This is a genomic window from Bosea sp. ANAM02, assembly GCF_011764485.1.
Lineage (GTDB): Bacteria > Pseudomonadota > Alphaproteobacteria > Rhizobiales > Beijerinckiaceae > Allobosea.
Genome location: NZ_AP022848.1, coordinates 3228100 through 3241884, shown reverse-complemented (window position 1 = coordinate 3241884; position 13785 = coordinate 3228100). Strand labels below are relative to the sequence as shown.

The 13785-nt window shown below is 67.6% G+C and carries 14 protein-coding genes; 10 read left to right on the top strand and 4 right to left on the bottom strand.

All coding sequences use genetic code 11. The features are described 5' to 3' along the window. Positions 1 to 37 precede the first annotated feature (37 nt). From OCUBac02_RS15535 to OCUBac02_RS15510, 6 genes are all read left to right on the top strand, one after another. Positions 38 to 1321, top strand: a complete 1284-nt coding sequence (locus OCUBac02_RS15535) for an ABC transporter substrate-binding protein (protein ID WP_173046830.1) — start codon at positions 38 to 40, stop codon at positions 1319 to 1321. Between the two features lie 65 nt (positions 1322 to 1386). Further along, on the top strand, positions 1387 to 2244 hold the full coding sequence (locus tag OCUBac02_RS15530; RefSeq protein WP_047581011.1) for a carbohydrate ABC transporter permease: 858 nt from the start codon (positions 1387 to 1389) through the stop codon (positions 2242 to 2244). Next, positions 2244 to 3134 carry a carbohydrate ABC transporter permease gene (locus OCUBac02_RS15525; protein WP_173046828.1) on the top strand — a complete coding sequence of 297 codons (891 nt, stop codon included), beginning with the start codon at positions 2244 to 2246 and terminating at the stop codon, positions 3132 to 3134. The genes OCUBac02_RS15530 and OCUBac02_RS15525 overlap by 1 nt, the downstream gene beginning before the upstream one ends. A 5-nt stretch (positions 3135 to 3139) precedes the next feature. Next, positions 3140 to 3901 carry an SDR family NAD(P)-dependent oxidoreductase gene (locus OCUBac02_RS15520; RefSeq protein ID WP_173046826.1) on the top strand — a complete coding sequence of 254 codons (762 nt, stop codon included), beginning with the start codon at positions 3140 to 3142 and terminating at the stop codon, positions 3899 to 3901. Position 3902: 1 nt separating this feature from the next. Beyond that, entirely contained in the window at positions 3903 to 4349 is a 447-nt protein-coding gene (locus OCUBac02_RS15515) for a GlcG/HbpS family heme-binding protein (protein ID WP_173046824.1), read from the top strand. Further along, complete coding sequence (locus OCUBac02_RS15510) at positions 4346 to 6052, top strand: GMC family oxidoreductase (RefSeq protein ID WP_173046822.1); 1707 nt, start codon at positions 4346 to 4348, stop codon at positions 6050 to 6052. The genes OCUBac02_RS15515 and OCUBac02_RS15510 overlap by 4 nt, the downstream gene beginning before the upstream one ends. A gap of 123 nt (positions 6053 to 6175) precedes the next feature. On the opposite strand, the gene cydX is transcribed toward OCUBac02_RS15510, so the two are convergent. Genes cydX through OCUBac02_RS15495 form a run of 3 tightly spaced genes read right to left on the bottom strand, consistent with a single transcriptional unit; the run spans position 6176 to position 9083 of the window. After that, on the bottom strand, positions 6176 to 6304 hold the full coding sequence (gene cydX, locus OCUBac02_RS15505; RefSeq protein WP_047577817.1) for a cytochrome bd-I oxidase subunit CydX: 129 nt from the start codon (positions 6302 to 6304) through the stop codon (positions 6176 to 6178). A 24-nt stretch (positions 6305 to 6328) separates the two neighbouring features. Next, the gene (cydB, locus tag OCUBac02_RS15500) at positions 6329 to 7483 is read right to left on the bottom strand and encodes a cytochrome d ubiquinol oxidase subunit II (RefSeq protein ID WP_173046820.1); all 1155 of its coding nucleotides are present in this window, start codon (positions 7481 to 7483) and stop codon (positions 6329 to 6331) included. A gap of 25 nt (positions 7484 to 7508) precedes the next feature. Beyond that, positions 7509 to 9083, bottom strand: coding sequence for a cytochrome ubiquinol oxidase subunit I (locus tag OCUBac02_RS15495; RefSeq protein WP_173046818.1), 1575 nt, complete (start codon positions 9081 to 9083; stop codon positions 7509 to 7511). A 99-nt stretch (positions 9084 to 9182) separates the two neighbouring features. Between OCUBac02_RS15495 and OCUBac02_RS15490 the strand changes: the two genes are divergently transcribed. Together OCUBac02_RS15490 and OCUBac02_RS15485 are read left to right on the top strand one after the other, a co-directional pair. Then, a complete protein-coding gene (locus OCUBac02_RS15490) occupies positions 9183 to 10778 on the top strand; it encodes an ATP-binding cassette domain-containing protein (RefSeq protein ID WP_173046816.1) in 1596 nt (531 codons plus the stop codon). Positions 10779 to 10951: 173 nt separating this feature from the next. Then, a complete protein-coding gene (locus tag OCUBac02_RS15485; protein ID WP_173046814.1) occupies positions 10952 to 12376 on the top strand; it encodes an ATP-binding cassette domain-containing protein in 1425 nt (474 codons plus the stop codon). Between the two features lie 19 nt (positions 12377 to 12395). On the opposite strand, the gene OCUBac02_RS15480 is transcribed toward OCUBac02_RS15485, so the two are convergent. After that, a complete protein-coding gene (locus tag OCUBac02_RS15480; RefSeq protein ID WP_173046812.1) occupies positions 12396 to 12920 on the bottom strand; it encodes a thioredoxin fold domain-containing protein in 525 nt (174 codons plus the stop codon). A gap of 90 nt (positions 12921 to 13010) precedes the next feature. Between OCUBac02_RS15480 and OCUBac02_RS15475 the strand changes: the two genes are divergently transcribed. Then, entirely contained in the window at positions 13011 to 13379 is a 369-nt protein-coding gene (locus tag OCUBac02_RS15475; RefSeq protein ID WP_173046811.1) for a thioredoxin family protein, read from the top strand. A gap of 12 nt (positions 13380 to 13391) precedes the next feature. Beyond that, a complete protein-coding gene (locus OCUBac02_RS15470; protein WP_047582487.1) occupies positions 13392 to 13772 on the top strand; it encodes an ArsR/SmtB family transcription factor in 381 nt (126 codons plus the stop codon). The last annotated feature ends 13 nt before the right edge of the window (positions 13773 to 13785 follow it).

Here is a 13785-nt window from a genome sequence, read left to right as displayed (position 1 = left end):
GGGGAGAACGACCATGGGACGCCGTTGGACGAGGCGCATGACGCTGCTGGGAGGCCTTGCGCTGGCCTCTCTCACGGCCGGGATCGCCGGCGCACAGGCGCAGACGATCCGGATGTGGACCTTCCTCAACCCTACCGGCAACGCGCCGCGCGAGAAGGCGCTGGCCGAGATCATCTCGGCCTTCGAGGCCGCCAATCCCGGCGCCAAGGTCGTGGTCGAGACGCAGGTCTGGGACCAGATGACGCCGAAATTCATGGCGGCCGCGCAGCAGGGCACCGCGCCGGACATCGTCTGGGTGATCACGGACCTGCTTGGCGAGGCGATCAAGTCGGGCGCGCTGGCCGATCTCAAGCCGCTCTTCGTCGACAAATGGTCGCCCGAGCAACTCAAGGACAATGCCGGCCCTTACTGGGACCTCTGCAATGTCGGCGGCAAGCAGTACTGCCTGTTCACCTCGCGGAACTATATCGGGCTCTATTACCGTCGCGACCTGTTCAAGGAAGCCGGCATCGATGCCGCCAGCCTGACGACCTGGCCCGCCTTCACCGAGGCAGCGAAGAAGCTCACCGTCAAGGATGCGAGTGGCGCCGTCACGCGCTACGGCTTCGGCCAGGGCTGGAGCGAGAGCCAGCCGGACCCGCAGATCGTCACGTCATATCTGCTCGCCAGGCAGGGGACGCTCTTCGACGAGAAGGGGCGCGCCCGTTTCGCTACGCCGGCGGGCATCGAGGGGCTGACCATCCAGACCGAACTGGTGATGAAGCACGAGGTTACATCGAAACAGGCGACGACCTGGACCAGCGACGACGTCTACGAGCAGTTCAGCGCCGGCCGGGCCGCGATGATCACCGGCGCGAGCGTCCGCTTCTCGACGCTGCAGGCGCGCCTTGGCGCCGACAAGATCGGCTTCATGCTGGTTCCAGGCGTCGACGGCAAACCGCACTCGCCGGCCGTGATGGCAGGCTGGGCCGTGGGTGCGTGGTCCAAGGGCAAGAACATCGATCTCGCCGGCAAGTTCATGGATTTCATGAACGGCCCCCAGGCCGACAAGCTCTGGGTCGAGAAGGGCGGCCAGACGCCGGCGCTCGCCTCGACGCCGAAGGCACTCGCGAGCTTCTTCGCCGATCCTGCGAACGAATATCTCGCCATCGCCGGCCGGGGCTCCGCGACCGCCGGCTGGCTGGCGCCCATCGATTTCGGCGTCGGCGGCTATCGGCAGGCGCTGAACAAGGCCGCGCAGGAGGTCGTCACCAACGGCGCGACGCCGCAGGCCGCGCTGGAGCGTGCCGAGCGCGACTTCAACCGCCGCAACGGCCGCTAGCCGGCCGCTCGGGGGCGGCGCAGGCCGCCGCTCCCGCAGGCCCGTATCAATTTGACCGGGGCGAGATGCGCAGTTCCCTCAACAGCTATGGCTATATCGCGCCGGCCTTCGCGCTGCTCGGCCTCGTCCTGTTCGCGCCGGTCTTCTACGGCGGCTGGTTCAGCATGCAGCGGATCCAGTACGGCGCCCCGACGGGTTTCTCCGGCTTCGACAACTACACGAAGCTCTTCGAAGAGCCGGAACTGCTGGCGACGCTCGGCCGGACCTTCGTCCATACCGGCGCATCGGTCGCCGTCACGATCGTCATCGCGCTGGCGCTGTCGGTCTGGATCAACCGGCTCGCACCGCGCTTCGCCTTCGTCGCGCAGATGATCGTCATCATCCCCTGGATCATCTCGACCGTGGTCGCGGCGCTGCTTTTCCGCTGGGTTTTCCTCAACGATATCGGCCTTGCCGCCTGGGCGCTGAAGGCCGTCGGCGTCAACGAATTCCAGCCGCTGACGACATCGACCGGCGCCATGGCGCTGTTGGTCGCGATCTCGGTCTGGAAGCGCATCGGCTACGCCGTCATCATCCTGCTCGCCGGCCTCAAAGGTATTCCCGACGACTATACCGAAGCCGCCCGCATCGACGGCGCCAATGGCTGGCAGATCTTCCGCCGCATCACGCTGCCGCTTTTGAAGACGCCCTTGCTGCTCGTCGCGATCGTGCTGACGCTTTCCAATATCAACACCGTCGAGACGCCGCTCGTCACCACCGGCGGCGGGCCGGGAGACGCGACACGGGTGCTGGCGATCGAGGTCTATGAGCGCGCCTTCGTCAATTTCGACCTCGGTGGCGCCACCGCGCTGGCGCTGCTGATGTTCGCCGGCAATATCGCGCTGGTCATCGCCTATGTCCGCTTCACCAAGTGGAAGGCGTGATGAGCACTCTCGCCATCCCCGCAGCAACACGGCGAGACGTGAGCGCGCCGGGCCGGCCACCGATCGATCGGGTCTGGGCGCTGCTGGTGCTGCTCCCTGTCGCGGCGCTGATGCTGCTCAACCTGTTGCCGCTGGTCTGGGGCGTGCTGACCTCGATCAAGCCGGAAGCCGTCATCTTCGCGACGCCGCCGCAATTCGCCGGCTTCTCGCCGACGAGCGCGCATTACGAACGCGTCTTTGCCGCCGGATTCGTCCAGAGCTTCGCGATCAGCCTCGCATATGCCGGCGCCGCGGTGGTGATGGCGCTCGCGCTGGCCCTGCCGGCGGCCTATGCCTTCGACCGTTTCGAGTTCCCGTTCCGGCAGAGCCTGTTCCTGCTCGTCGTCGCCAGCATCCCGCTGTCGCTCGGCGCCGCGGCCCTGCTCATCCCGAACTATGTCTATTTCGTCCGGCTCGGGCTGGTGAACACGCCTTTCGCGCTGCCGCTGATCTATGCCGCCCACCAGTTGCCGATGGCGATCTGGGTGGTGAAGGGCACCATCGAAGGCATACCGCGCGAACTCGACGAAGCCGCGGTCATCGACGGCGCCAGCCGCTTCGGCATCCTGCGCCATGTCATGCTGCCGCTGGCCCGGCCGGCACTCGGCGCGGCCGGCACGCTCGCCTTCGTCGGCTCCTGGAACGAGTTCGTCGCCGGCTCGGTGATGGTCGATGCGCCCTGGCTCAGGCCGATCCAGCCATTGATCTACGGCTTCATCGGCTTCTTCGGTCGCGAATGGGGGCCGCTCACGGCTGCCGCCACCCTTGCCATCATCCCCATCCTCGTCGTCTTCGCCCTGCTCGGCCGTCTGATCGTCTCCGGCCTGACCAAGGGCTCCGTAAAAGGCTGAGCCGCATGTCGGAATCCTCGATAACGAGCCCGCTCGCCGGGCGCGTCGCCCTCGTCACCGGTGCCGGGCGCGGCATCGGCGGCGCCATCGCCGATGCGCTGGCCGCGCGCGGTGCCGCTGTCATTGTGAACGACATCGATGAAGGTCTCGCGCGGCAGCGCGCAGCGGCGCTGGGCGAGCGTGCGCTGGCCGCGCCGGGCGATGCATCCGCCGCTGCCGATGTCCGCCGCGTCGTCGAAGCGGGCATCGCCGCCTTCGGGCGGATCGACATCCTCGTCAACAATGCCGGGCAGGATCGCGCTGTCCCGATCCTCGAGCTGGAGGAAGAGGAGTGGGACCGCTTCATGGTGGTGAACCTGAAGAGCGCCTTCCTGTTCTCGAAGGCCGTGCTGCCGGGCATGATCGAGCGAGGGCAGGGCCGCATCGTCTGCATGTCGTCGATCGTCGCCCATCAGGGCGCGATGAACGGCGGCATCCATTACGCCACGACCAAGGCCGGCATGCTCGGCTTCGCGCGCACGCTCGCCCGCCAGATGGCGAGGACCGGCGTCACCGTGAATGCGATCGCGCCGGGCGTCGTCGATACCGACCTCATCCGGACGCATATGAAGCCGGAGATGCGCGAGAAGGTGACGCAGGCGATCCCGATGGGTCGACTCGCCGACCCCGCCGAGATCGGCCGCGCCGTCGCCTTCCTGGTCTCGGACGACGCGTCCTACCTCACCGGGGCAACCCTCGACGTCAATGGCGGCTTCTGGATCGGCTGAGATGAACCTGACCCGGCATATCGGCGCTGAGGAAGCGCAAATCCTGATCGAGTCTGCGGCCCGCAAGGCGGAGGCGATGGGCGTGCCGCAGAACATCGCGGTCGTGGACGGCGCCGGTCATCTCGTCGCCTTCCGGCGGATGGACGGCGCCAAGTTCATGGCGATCGAGATCGCGATCAACAAGGCGTTCACCGCGGCCGGCGCCCGCCGCCCGACGGCCGCCATGGGGGAGGCGGCGCAGCCCGGTTCGCCGGGGTTCGGCGTCAACACCCAGCATTACGGCCGTGTCACGATTCTGGCTGGCGGCCTGCCGCTTACCCTCCCGGAGAGCGGAGAAGTGGTCGGCGGGATCGGCATCAGCTCCGGCTCGACGGCACAGGATGCGGAGGTGGCCGAGGCAGGTCTCGCCGCTTTTCTGGCGCACGTCGCCGGGCTTCCCGGGCGATGAGCTTCGACTTCGCCATCGTCGGCGCCGGCAGCGCCGGATGCGTGCTGGCGAGCAGGCTCTCGGAAGATCCGGCGACGAAGGTCCTGCTTGTCGAGGCGGGGCCGGATCTCGAGCCCGGTAAGGAGCCGGCGCCGATCCTCGACATGTATCCGGGCCTTGCCGCCTTCGATCCGCGCAACCATTGGCCCGCTTTGATGGCCCGCACCCGGCCGCTCAGCCATAATGCGGCCGAAACCTGGCCGGCGCCGCGCCTCTACGAACAGGCCCGCATCATGGGCGGCGGGTCGAGCATCAACGGCCAGGTCGCCAATCGCGGCACGCCGGACGACTATGACGAATGGGCGGCGCTCGGCGCGGCCGGCTGGGGCTGGGACGATGTGCTGCCCTATTTCCGCAAGCTCGAACGCGATCTCGATTGCGCGGGCCCGCTGCATGGGCAGGACGGCCCGATCCCCATCCACCGCATTCCCCGCCCGCTTTGGCCCGGCTTTTCGACCGCGACGGAGGAAGCGATCCTGGCGCTCGGCTATCCCCGCCTGATCGATCAGAACGGCGAGTTCGGCGACGGCGTCTTTCCGATGACGCTTTCGAACGACGGCCGGCACCGGGTGTCTTCGGCGCGCGGCTATCTCACGGCAGAGGTCCGGCGCCGCCCCAACCTGACGATCATGACCGAAGCCGAGGTCGTCGGCCTGCGCTGGAATGCCAACACGATCGCGGGCCTGCGCCTGAGACGCGGTCCGGAGATGCAGAATATCGCGGCTCGACAGGTGATCCTGAGCGCCGGGGCGCTACAATCGCCCGCCATTCTGCTGCGGGAGGGCATCGGGGATGCGGCCGAGCTACACGCGCTCGGCATCGCGCCGCGTCACAACCTGCCCGGCGTCGGGCTGAACCTGCAGGAACATCCCGGCATTTCGGTTTCCGCCATGCTGAAACCCGGGGCGCGACTCAAGAACACGACGCGCCGCCATATCCATCTCGGCCTGCGCTATTCGTCAGGCGTCGGCGCGCAGATGTCGGACATGTTCATGATGGCGGCCGCCAAATCCGCCTGGCACCCGCTCGGCGAGCGCATCGCGACCTTCATCGCCTGGATCAACAAGCCGGCCTCGCGCGGGCGCGTCATGCTGGAGAGAACCGGTGGCGGGATCATTCCCGTCGCGAATTTCAACTTTCTGGCCGAAGCCTCGGATCGGGTACGCTTGGCCGCGGCCGTGCAGATGATGGCGCGGCTTGCGGGGACCGCGCCGCTGTCCGCGCAGCTCACGGCCGCGGTGCCTTCGAGCTATGGTGGCTGGGCCAAGCGGCTCGGGCAGCGCAATCTCGGCAATTACGCGCTGACGGCCGGCGCGAGCGCGTTGCTCGATACCTTGCCGTTCCTGCGCAAGCCGTTTGCGCACCGGATGATCGGCGGCGGACAATCGCTTGAGGCGCTCGTGCGGGATCGCGCCGCGCTCGACGATCATCTGGTCGCGAAAGCCTTCGGGCAATGGCATCCCAGCGGCACCTGCCGGATGGGCGCGTCTCATGACGTGGAGGCCGTAACCGATCCACGTGATGCCTCCGTGCATGGCATCCAGGGGCTGCATGTCGTCGATGCCTCGATCATGCCGACGATCCCGCGCGCCAACCTCAACATTCCCACTATCATGCTGGCCGAGAAGATCGCGGACGGCATGCGGGCCCGCCTCGTTCGCTAATGCCGGATCTGCGCCTGAAGCCGGCGTGATCCTGCGCGCGGCTTTGGCAAGCTGGTCGTCGGTTCCGATGCGGCATCGATCAGGTCGACCGCCGCGATCGCGCCCGGTCGGACATGCGATGCTTCAGGGTGTCGGCAGCGGGACCGCCTTCTCCGGCTCCTCGCGGACGGTGCGCAGCTCGTACCAGAGCGCGTTCAGGATGCCGACGGAGGCTGCGAGGCCGAGGCCCAGTATCCAGGCGAAATACCACATGGCGCGTATCCGGTCCTGTGCTGTTCAATAGGCGGATTGGCCGGCGTCCTCGACGCCCTTCTCGGTGACCTTGCCCCAGAGCACGCGATAGACCCAGGCCGTGTAGGCGAGGATCAGCGGCATGAAGATCACCGTCGCGATCAGCATGTTCCGCAGGGTCGCACGGCTCGAAGAGGCGTCGAAGACCGTCAGGGAGTGGCCGGGATTGCTGCTCGAGGGCAGCAGGATCGGGAACATCGCGACGCCGACGGTCGCGACGATCATGGCGACGCCGAGCTTGGAGGCGAGGAAGGTCAGGCCTTCCCACCGCGCTCCGAAGCCGATGGCGGCCAGCAGCGGCGTGGCGATCCCGAGCGTCGGAACGGCCCACAGGGCGGGGTAGGTCCGGAAATTGGCGAGCCATGCCGCTGGATCGGCGACGACGGCCTTGAGCAGCGGGTTCGACGGCCCGTCCCAAACGATCGGCGACGTCACGCGATAGCCGCCGAGCAGGCCGAGCCAGACCAGCACGCCGCCGCCGGCGAAGAGCAGGGCGGTGACCACCGCGGCGACCGCGCCGAGCCGCCGCGCGCGGTCGGCGACGACGCCTTCGGCCTTGAAGGCCAGCCAGGCCGCGCCGTGCATGGTCAGCATCGCCAGCGAGACCAGGCCGCAATAGAGTGCGAGCGGGTTGAGCAGGCCGAAGAGATTGCCTTCGTAGATCGGCCTCAGATCCGGGGTGAAGTGGAAGGGCACGCCCTGCAGCGTGTTGCCGATGGCGACGCCGAAGATGAGCGCCGGCACGGCCCCGCCGATGAACAGCGCCCAGTCCCAGCGCTCGCGCCAGGCCGGATCGGGCTTCTTCGAGCGATACTTGAAGCCGACCGGCCTCAGGATCAGGGCGCTGAGCACGAGGAACATCGCCAGGTAGAAGCCGGAAAAGCTCAGCGCATAGAGCGCCGGCCAGGCTGCGAAGATCGCGCCGCCGCCCAGGATCAGCCAGACCTGGTTGCCTTCCCAGACGGGTCCGACGGTGTTGATCGCGACGCGCCGCTCGATATCTTCGCGCGCGACGAAGGGCAGGAGCGTGCCGACGCCGAGATCGAAACCGTCCATCACGGCGAAGCCGATGAGCAGGACGCCGAGCAGCACCCACCAGGCCAGCCGCAGCGTTTCGTAGGAGAACAGGAAATCGATCATCGTCGTGTTCCTTGCCGGCGTGCGGTTACTCGGCGGGATAGGGGGCCATCGGCCGCTGGCCGGGTCGGAAGCCCTCGATCACATCGGCGATGTCGGGTCCCTTGCGGATCGCGGCCAGCATCAGCCTGACCTCGATGACGGCAAGCGTGCCGTAGAGCAGGGTGAAGCCGGCGATGGTCAGGACGAGGTTGTAGACGCCGAGCTGCGACGTCGCGAGGAAGGTCGGCAGCACGCCCTCGATGATCCAGGGCTGCCGTCCGAATTCGGCGACGAACCAGCCGACCTCGATGGCGATCCAGGGTAGCGGCATGGCCAGCAGCGCCATGCGGAACAGCCAGCGCGGGGCCTCGGATTCGCGGATCGTGTGCCAGAGCGAAACCGCGAAGACGCCGAGCAGCACGAAGGCGCAGGCCACCATCAGGCGGAAGCCGAAGAACAGCCACGGCACGCCCGGCACGGTCGACCAGGCGGCGTCCTTGATCTGCTGCTCCGTAGCCTGGCGCGGATCGGCGACGAACTGCTTGAGCAGCAGTGCGTAGCCGAGATCCTTGGACAACACGTTGAACGCGGCGCGGGCCACGCCGTCGTCGCGGTTCGCCTTGAGCTTCTCGAGCGCGTCATAGGCGATCAGCCCGTCGCGGATGCGGGCTTCGGCCCGCTGCACCAGCTCGTTGATTCCGGGAATCGGGGTGTCGACCGAGCGCGTGCCGATCAGCCCCATCACCCAGGGGATGTGGATGGCGAAATGGGTCTTGCGGTCGGCCAGGCTCGGGATGCCGATGGCGGTGAAGGAAGCCGGTGGCGGCTCCGTCTCCCACATCGCCTCGATCGCGGCGAGCTTCATCTTCTGGTTGTCGGTAAGGGCGTAACCGCTCTCGTCGCCGAGGACGATGACCGACAGCGCCGAGGCCAGGCCGAAGGCCGACGCGATGACGAAGGAGCGCTTGGCGAGCTGCACATGCCGCCCCTTCAGCAGGTACCAGCCGGAGACGCCGAGAACGAAGGTGGCGGCGCAGACATAGCCGGCCGAGACCGTATGCACGAACTTGGCCTGCGCCACGGGGTTGAAGATCACCGCCATGAAATCGGTGACCTCCATGCGCATCGTGTCGGGATTGAACACGGCACCCACCGGATTCTGCATCCAGCCATTGGCCACCAGGATCCACAGCGCGGAGAAATTCGTGCCCAGCGCCATCAGCCAGGTGACGACGAGATGCGCACGCGACGACAGCCGGTCCCAGCCGAAGAAGAACAGGCCGACGAAGGTCGCCTCCAGGAAGAAGGCCATCAGGCCCTCGATCGCCAGCGGCGCGCCGAACACGTCGCCGACATAATGCGAGTAATAGGCCCAGTTCATCCCGAACTGGAATTCCATGGTGATGCCGGTCGCGACGCCAAGCGCGAAGTTGATCCCGAACAGCACGCCCCAGAACTTGGTCATGTCGCGCCAGATCGTCCGGCGGGTCATGACAAAGACCGTCTCCATCATCGCGATCAGGATCGAGAGGCCCAGCGTCAGCGGGACGAACAGGAAATGGTAGAGAGCCGTCAGCGCGAATTGCAGGCGGGAGAGGTCGACGAGCAGCGGATCAACCATGGAATGCGTCCCTTTCGGATGCATCAGTCTAGATTTGCTTTATCTCCAGCGTGCTGATCTGGATCAACCACAACTTCGCGTCCTGACGATGCAGCACGAATGACAGACAGCCTTCTTTCCGGCGGCGCACCGGCGCCGGAACCGCCGAAACCGGCGTTTTCAACGCTTCGCAATGCCCGTTTCGCGGCCACGGGCGGGTTGCGGCTGCTGATCGCCTGGCTGCTTCTGCGCGCCGCCCTGCGCCTCTGTGCCGCGGCGTGCATGGCGCTCGTCGTCGGGATGCTGGTGATGGGGGCGGATCCGGCCTTGTGGTCGATCGTCGCATTGCCGCCGCTGATCGTCGCAGGCGCTCTCGCCGGATACGCGGCGGAACGCTGCCAGGCGAGTTCGGAAGCGCGGGTGTCGATCGGTCTGCGCGCGCTGTCCGCCGAAAGGCTGCAGGCGATGCCGGCGACGTCGCTGCGATCGTTGCCCGCCGGCGCCCTGACCATCGCGCTGCACCGCCATCCGCAGGCCGTTGCGCGTCTCGTGGTGGGCCACCGCGCCGCCGTCGTGATGACGGCGGGTGGACCGCTCCTCGCCGTCGCGGCGCTGGCGAGCGTATCCTGGCCCTCGGCTCTGCTCGTGCTGCTGCTGACGCCGGTCATGATCGTGTTCTTCGCATTGGTCGGCGGTGCGATGCAGGCGCGCGCGGCCGAGCAGGAGCGCTCCTTTCGGCAGCTCGCCGGCCAGTTCGCCGATCGCATCCGGACGCTTCCGACCATTATGGCGAATGATGCTCTCGCCGTGGAAGCCGACAAGCTGTCCCTCCGGCTGGATATCTATGCCGAGCTCACGATGGCGGTGCTGCGCCTCGCCTTCGTCAATGCCGGACTGATCGATTTCTTCGCGTCGCTGTCGATCGCGATGCTGGCCGTGTTCCTCGGGCTCGGGCATCTCGGCCTTGCGACCCTGCCGGGCTTCGCGAGGCTCGAACTGTGGCAGAGCCTCTTCATCCTGATGATCGCGCCCGAGTTCTTCGCGCCCTTCCGGCGCCTGTCCGAGCAGTATCACGCCAAGGCCGAAGGAGCCGCCGCCGCAGCAGCGCTCGATCGCCTGCTCGATCCCGAACGCCCGGTCTCCGGACCGGTCGCGGCGGAGATCGCGGCCTGTGCGGGCCTGCCCCTGCCTTCGCGTGGCCTCGTGGTCGTCGCCGGCCCGAGCGGAGCCGGAAAATCGACCCTGCTGCGCCGGCTCGCGGGCCTGGACGGCGCGCCCGGCCGGACGGCTGATTGCGTCTGGGTCGCGATGGACTGTTTCGTCGCGGGGGCGACGCTGGCGGAGGCGATCTGCGCGGATATTCCGCCGCCGGCTCCCGAGCGGCTGCATGCGACCGCGGAGCAGCTCGGCCTGCTCGACGATGCGCTGCTGCCCGGCGGGCTCGAGGCTCGGATTGCGTCAGGCGGCTCGAATCTTTCGGGAGGCCAGAGATTACGCGTTGCGGTGGCGCGGGCTCTCCTGAGCGACCGGGCGATCATCGCGGACGAGCCGACCGCCAAGCTCGACGCGGTCGCCGCGCGGACCATCCGTCTCGCCCTGCGCGAGGCGGCGCAGCATCGCCTCGTTCTCGTTGCGAGCCATGATCCGGAGCTGATCGCGCTCGCGGATCGACGGATCGATCTGCCGAGGGCGCGCGATCGGGAGGTGACGACATGAGTACCGATGAGGCGGCTCGAGAGCGGGCATCGTCGCGGCTCTGGCGTCATGCCGGTGCTCTCGCGCTGGCTGCGCTCCTTTGCGGGCTCCTGCTGGGCGGCCTGTCCGCCTGGTTCCTGGGTTCGGTTGCGCTGGCCGGGCTGTCCGCTGCCGCCTACACGTTCAACTATCATGTGCCCGGCGCGCTGGTCCGGCTCTTCGCGATCGGCCGGACGGCGGCGCGCTATGGCGAGCGGCTGATCGGTCACAAGGCGGCCTTGGCCGATCAGACCCGCCACCGTATCGCATTGTTCGACGCCATGGCCGCGGCGCCGCCCATCCGCGCCGCCGGCTGGCAGCTCGCCGATCAGGCCCGCCTCGCCGACTATCTCGACGACGTCGAAGACATCGACTTCGCCCGGCTGCGGAGCGGCTTTCCCGCCGGGCTGCTGTTGGTCGGCTTCGTCGGCATGTCGCTGGCAACGCTGCTCGTCGCTCCGCTGGCGCTGGTCCCGATCGCCGCGCTCGTGGCGCTTGCCGCAGCCGCGACCTGGAGCTTCGCGCGCCAAGGGGCAGGCCTGCTGTCGCAGATCCGCGCCGAAGACGGTGCCGCGGCTGGCGCGCTCGGCGCGATTCTCGATTCGGCCGTTCCCTTGCGGGCGGAGGGGCGGTGGGGTCCACTCTGCACGGATGCTCTGCACGGGTTTTCGCGCGCCGACCTTCGCCTGAAGCGCCTGCGGCATGGTCAGGCGTTGCCTGACGCGCTGTCCGCGATGCCGGGGCCCGTCGCTGCGGCAGGGACCGTCGCCGCGGCATGGCTCGACGGGGCCAGGGCCGGCGACCTGCTGATCCCGGTTTTCGTCGCGTTCTCGTGGCTGGCGCTCGGCGAGACGGCGCAAGGCGTCTCGCGGATCGCTGTCGCAGCCCTGCGGGCGCGCGCAGCACGAGGCGCGATCGCACGCTGGACGGGACGGCCGTCTTCTCATGGCGGGGCCGATGCGGCTCCGGTCAAGCCGCTGCGCCTCAGCTGCAGCGCTCTTCAGAGAACGGCTCCAGACGGCCGGCCGCTGGAGCAGCCGCTCGCCCTCGATTTTCAGGCCGGACGCCCCACGATCCTGGTCGGGTCGAGCGGCGCCGGGAAGACCAGTCTGCTGAAGCAGGTCGCGGGATGGATCGGAGACGATACGCTGCAAGGCGACGGTGCCGCGCTGACGGCGTCGGTCCGGCGCTCCCTCGCCATGCTCTGCCTTCACGATGCGGCGATCATCGCAGACACGGTCAGAGCCAATCTGTTCGCCCCTTCCGCCACCGATGCGGAGGTCTGGGCGGCGCTTGACGCGATGGAACTCGGTGCAAGGACGCGCGAGGCGGGCGGAGTGGACGGCTGGGTCGCACAGGACATGCTGTCTCTAGGGGAATCGCAGCGCGTGAACCTGGCGCGCGCCTGGCTTTCGACCAGGCCGTTGATTCTTCTCGACGAGCCGACGGAGCACCTCGACGCAGAGCAGGCGTCTCGGCTCATCGGCCGGTTGCTCGATCGGCTGAGCGGGAAGGTCGTGGTCATCTCAAGCCATCGGCCCATCGATGTGGAGGGCTGTATCGAGCTGTCGCTTGATTGAGCTTGCCCCGGGGAGCGCGCTATCCGACGACCTGCTGAAACAGGGCGAGAAACCCGTCCTGCGCGGGAAGCGCCTCCATACGGGCCACCTCGCGGTCGCGGGGTGGCCGCGCGGCGAGATCGTCGGCCTGCCTGGGGAAAAACTGAATGGCCGGTGTGCCGATGATCCCGTAATGCGCGGCAAGGCGCTTCTCGGTGAGGCGCGACCCGCCGAAATCGGTGACCTCGCGCGATCCGAGAATGTTCAGGTGCAGAACGGCGAAATGGTCGCGGATATAGGCCTCGACCTTGGGATCGGCCATGTAGACCTCGTGCATCCGCCGGCAGGCGGGGCAATTCCGCAGTCCCCAGAGAATGGCGAAGCGCTTGCCGTCACGGGTCGCTGCGGCAAGGTCGTCGGCGAGGTCCAGGAAGCTCTCGACATACCAGTCGAACTGGTAAAGTCCGTCTTCGCCCAGCCGCGCCTTGCCGAAAGCCGCCGGTATGCTCGATGCGGCGATGACCGCGCCCAGCGCCGGCGCGAGTAATTGTCTTCTGGTCACCATGGCAGCCTCCCGCAGGATGCTTGGATGTGGCTGGTATAAACATATGAATATGACTATGTTGTCGGCATGATTGCAAGACGGGCACATGGGATGGGGCGCGCCGCGGCAGCCGCGTTGCTGCTCGCGTTATCTGCCTTGGCTGCCCCGGCCGCGGAACTCGTCATGTACCGGCGTGACGGTTGTCCCTACTGCGTCCGCTTCGAACGGGAAGTGGCGCCGATCTATCCGAAGACGCGGGAAGGGGCCCTTGCCCCGCTCAGGCTCGTCCAGCTGCCGTCCGGAGGCGTGCGCGACGGCGGGCTGAAGGAGCCCGTCATCGCCACGCCGACCTTCGTGCTGGTCGAGGGCGGCCGCGAGATCGGGCGCATCACCGGCTATCTGAACGACGATATGTTTTGGGGTTTGCTTGGTCAGCTTCTGGCTGGCATGAACAGGCCCGTTGAAGCACGGAAGCCCTGAGTTGGAGACAGTATGACCGCGATCGTCTCGAAGGCGCTCGAAACCGAGCTGCGCGACGGCGCCGAGTTCTCTCCCGAGCTCGACCAGCTCATGCGCAAGGCGCGCAAGGCGAGCGATTTCCTGAAAGCTCTCTCGCATGAGAACCGCCTGCTGCTGCTCTGCCTGCTGGCCGAGCGGGAGCGGACCGTCACGGAGCTCGAAGGTCTCTTGTCCCTGCGCCAGCCGATGGTGTCGCAGCAACTGGCGCGGCTGCGGCTGGACCAGCTCGTCACCACACGCCGCGATGGCAAGGCGATGTATTACAGCCTCGCCAATGACGACGTCCGCCGCGTGATCGCGGTGATCTACGATATCTTCTGCGGCACGGGCGCAACCGAGACGGCGAAGCCGTGAGCCCAGGCAGGCC

Excerpts from the sequence above, each read along its gene's own strand:
- cydB (WP_173046820.1), bottom strand. The coding sequence starts at position 7,483 with ATGATCGATTTCCTGTTCTCCTACGAAACGCTGCGGCTGGCCTGGTGG.
- OCUBac02_RS15520 (WP_173046826.1), top strand. The coding sequence starts at position 3,140 with ATGTCGGAATCCTCGATAACGAGCCCGCTCGCCGGGCGCGTCGCCCTC.
- OCUBac02_RS15475 (WP_173046811.1), top strand. The coding sequence starts at position 13,011 with ATGGGGCGCGCCGCGGCAGCCGCGTTGCTGCTCGCGTTATCTGCCTTG.
- cydX (WP_047577817.1), bottom strand. The coding sequence starts at position 6,304 with ATGTGGTATTTCGCCTGGATACTGGGCCTCGGCCTCGCAGCCTCCGTC.
- OCUBac02_RS15515 (WP_173046824.1), top strand. The coding sequence starts at position 3,903 with ATGAACCTGACCCGGCATATCGGCGCTGAGGAAGCGCAAATCCTGATC.
- OCUBac02_RS15530 (WP_047581011.1), top strand. The coding sequence starts at position 1,387 with ATGCGCAGTTCCCTCAACAGCTATGGCTATATCGCGCCGGCCTTCGCG.
- OCUBac02_RS15480 (WP_173046812.1), bottom strand. The coding sequence starts at position 12,920 with ATGGTGACCAGAAGACAATTACTCGCGCCGGCGCTGGGCGCGGTCATC.
- OCUBac02_RS15535 (WP_173046830.1), top strand. The coding sequence starts at position 38 with ATGACGCTGCTGGGAGGCCTTGCGCTGGCCTCTCTCACGGCCGGGATC.
- OCUBac02_RS15495 (WP_173046818.1), bottom strand. The coding sequence starts at position 9,083 with ATGGTTGATCCGCTGCTCGTCGACCTCTCCCGCCTGCAATTCGCGCTG.
- OCUBac02_RS15510 (WP_173046822.1), top strand. The coding sequence starts at position 4,346 with ATGAGCTTCGACTTCGCCATCGTCGGCGCCGGCAGCGCCGGATGCGTG.
- OCUBac02_RS15490 (WP_173046816.1), top strand. The coding sequence starts at position 9,183 with ATGACAGACAGCCTTCTTTCCGGCGGCGCACCGGCGCCGGAACCGCCG.
- OCUBac02_RS15470 (WP_047582487.1), top strand. The coding sequence starts at position 13,392 with ATGACCGCGATCGTCTCGAAGGCGCTCGAAACCGAGCTGCGCGACGGC.
- OCUBac02_RS15525 (WP_173046828.1), top strand. The coding sequence starts at position 2,244 with ATGAGCACTCTCGCCATCCCCGCAGCAACACGGCGAGACGTGAGCGCG.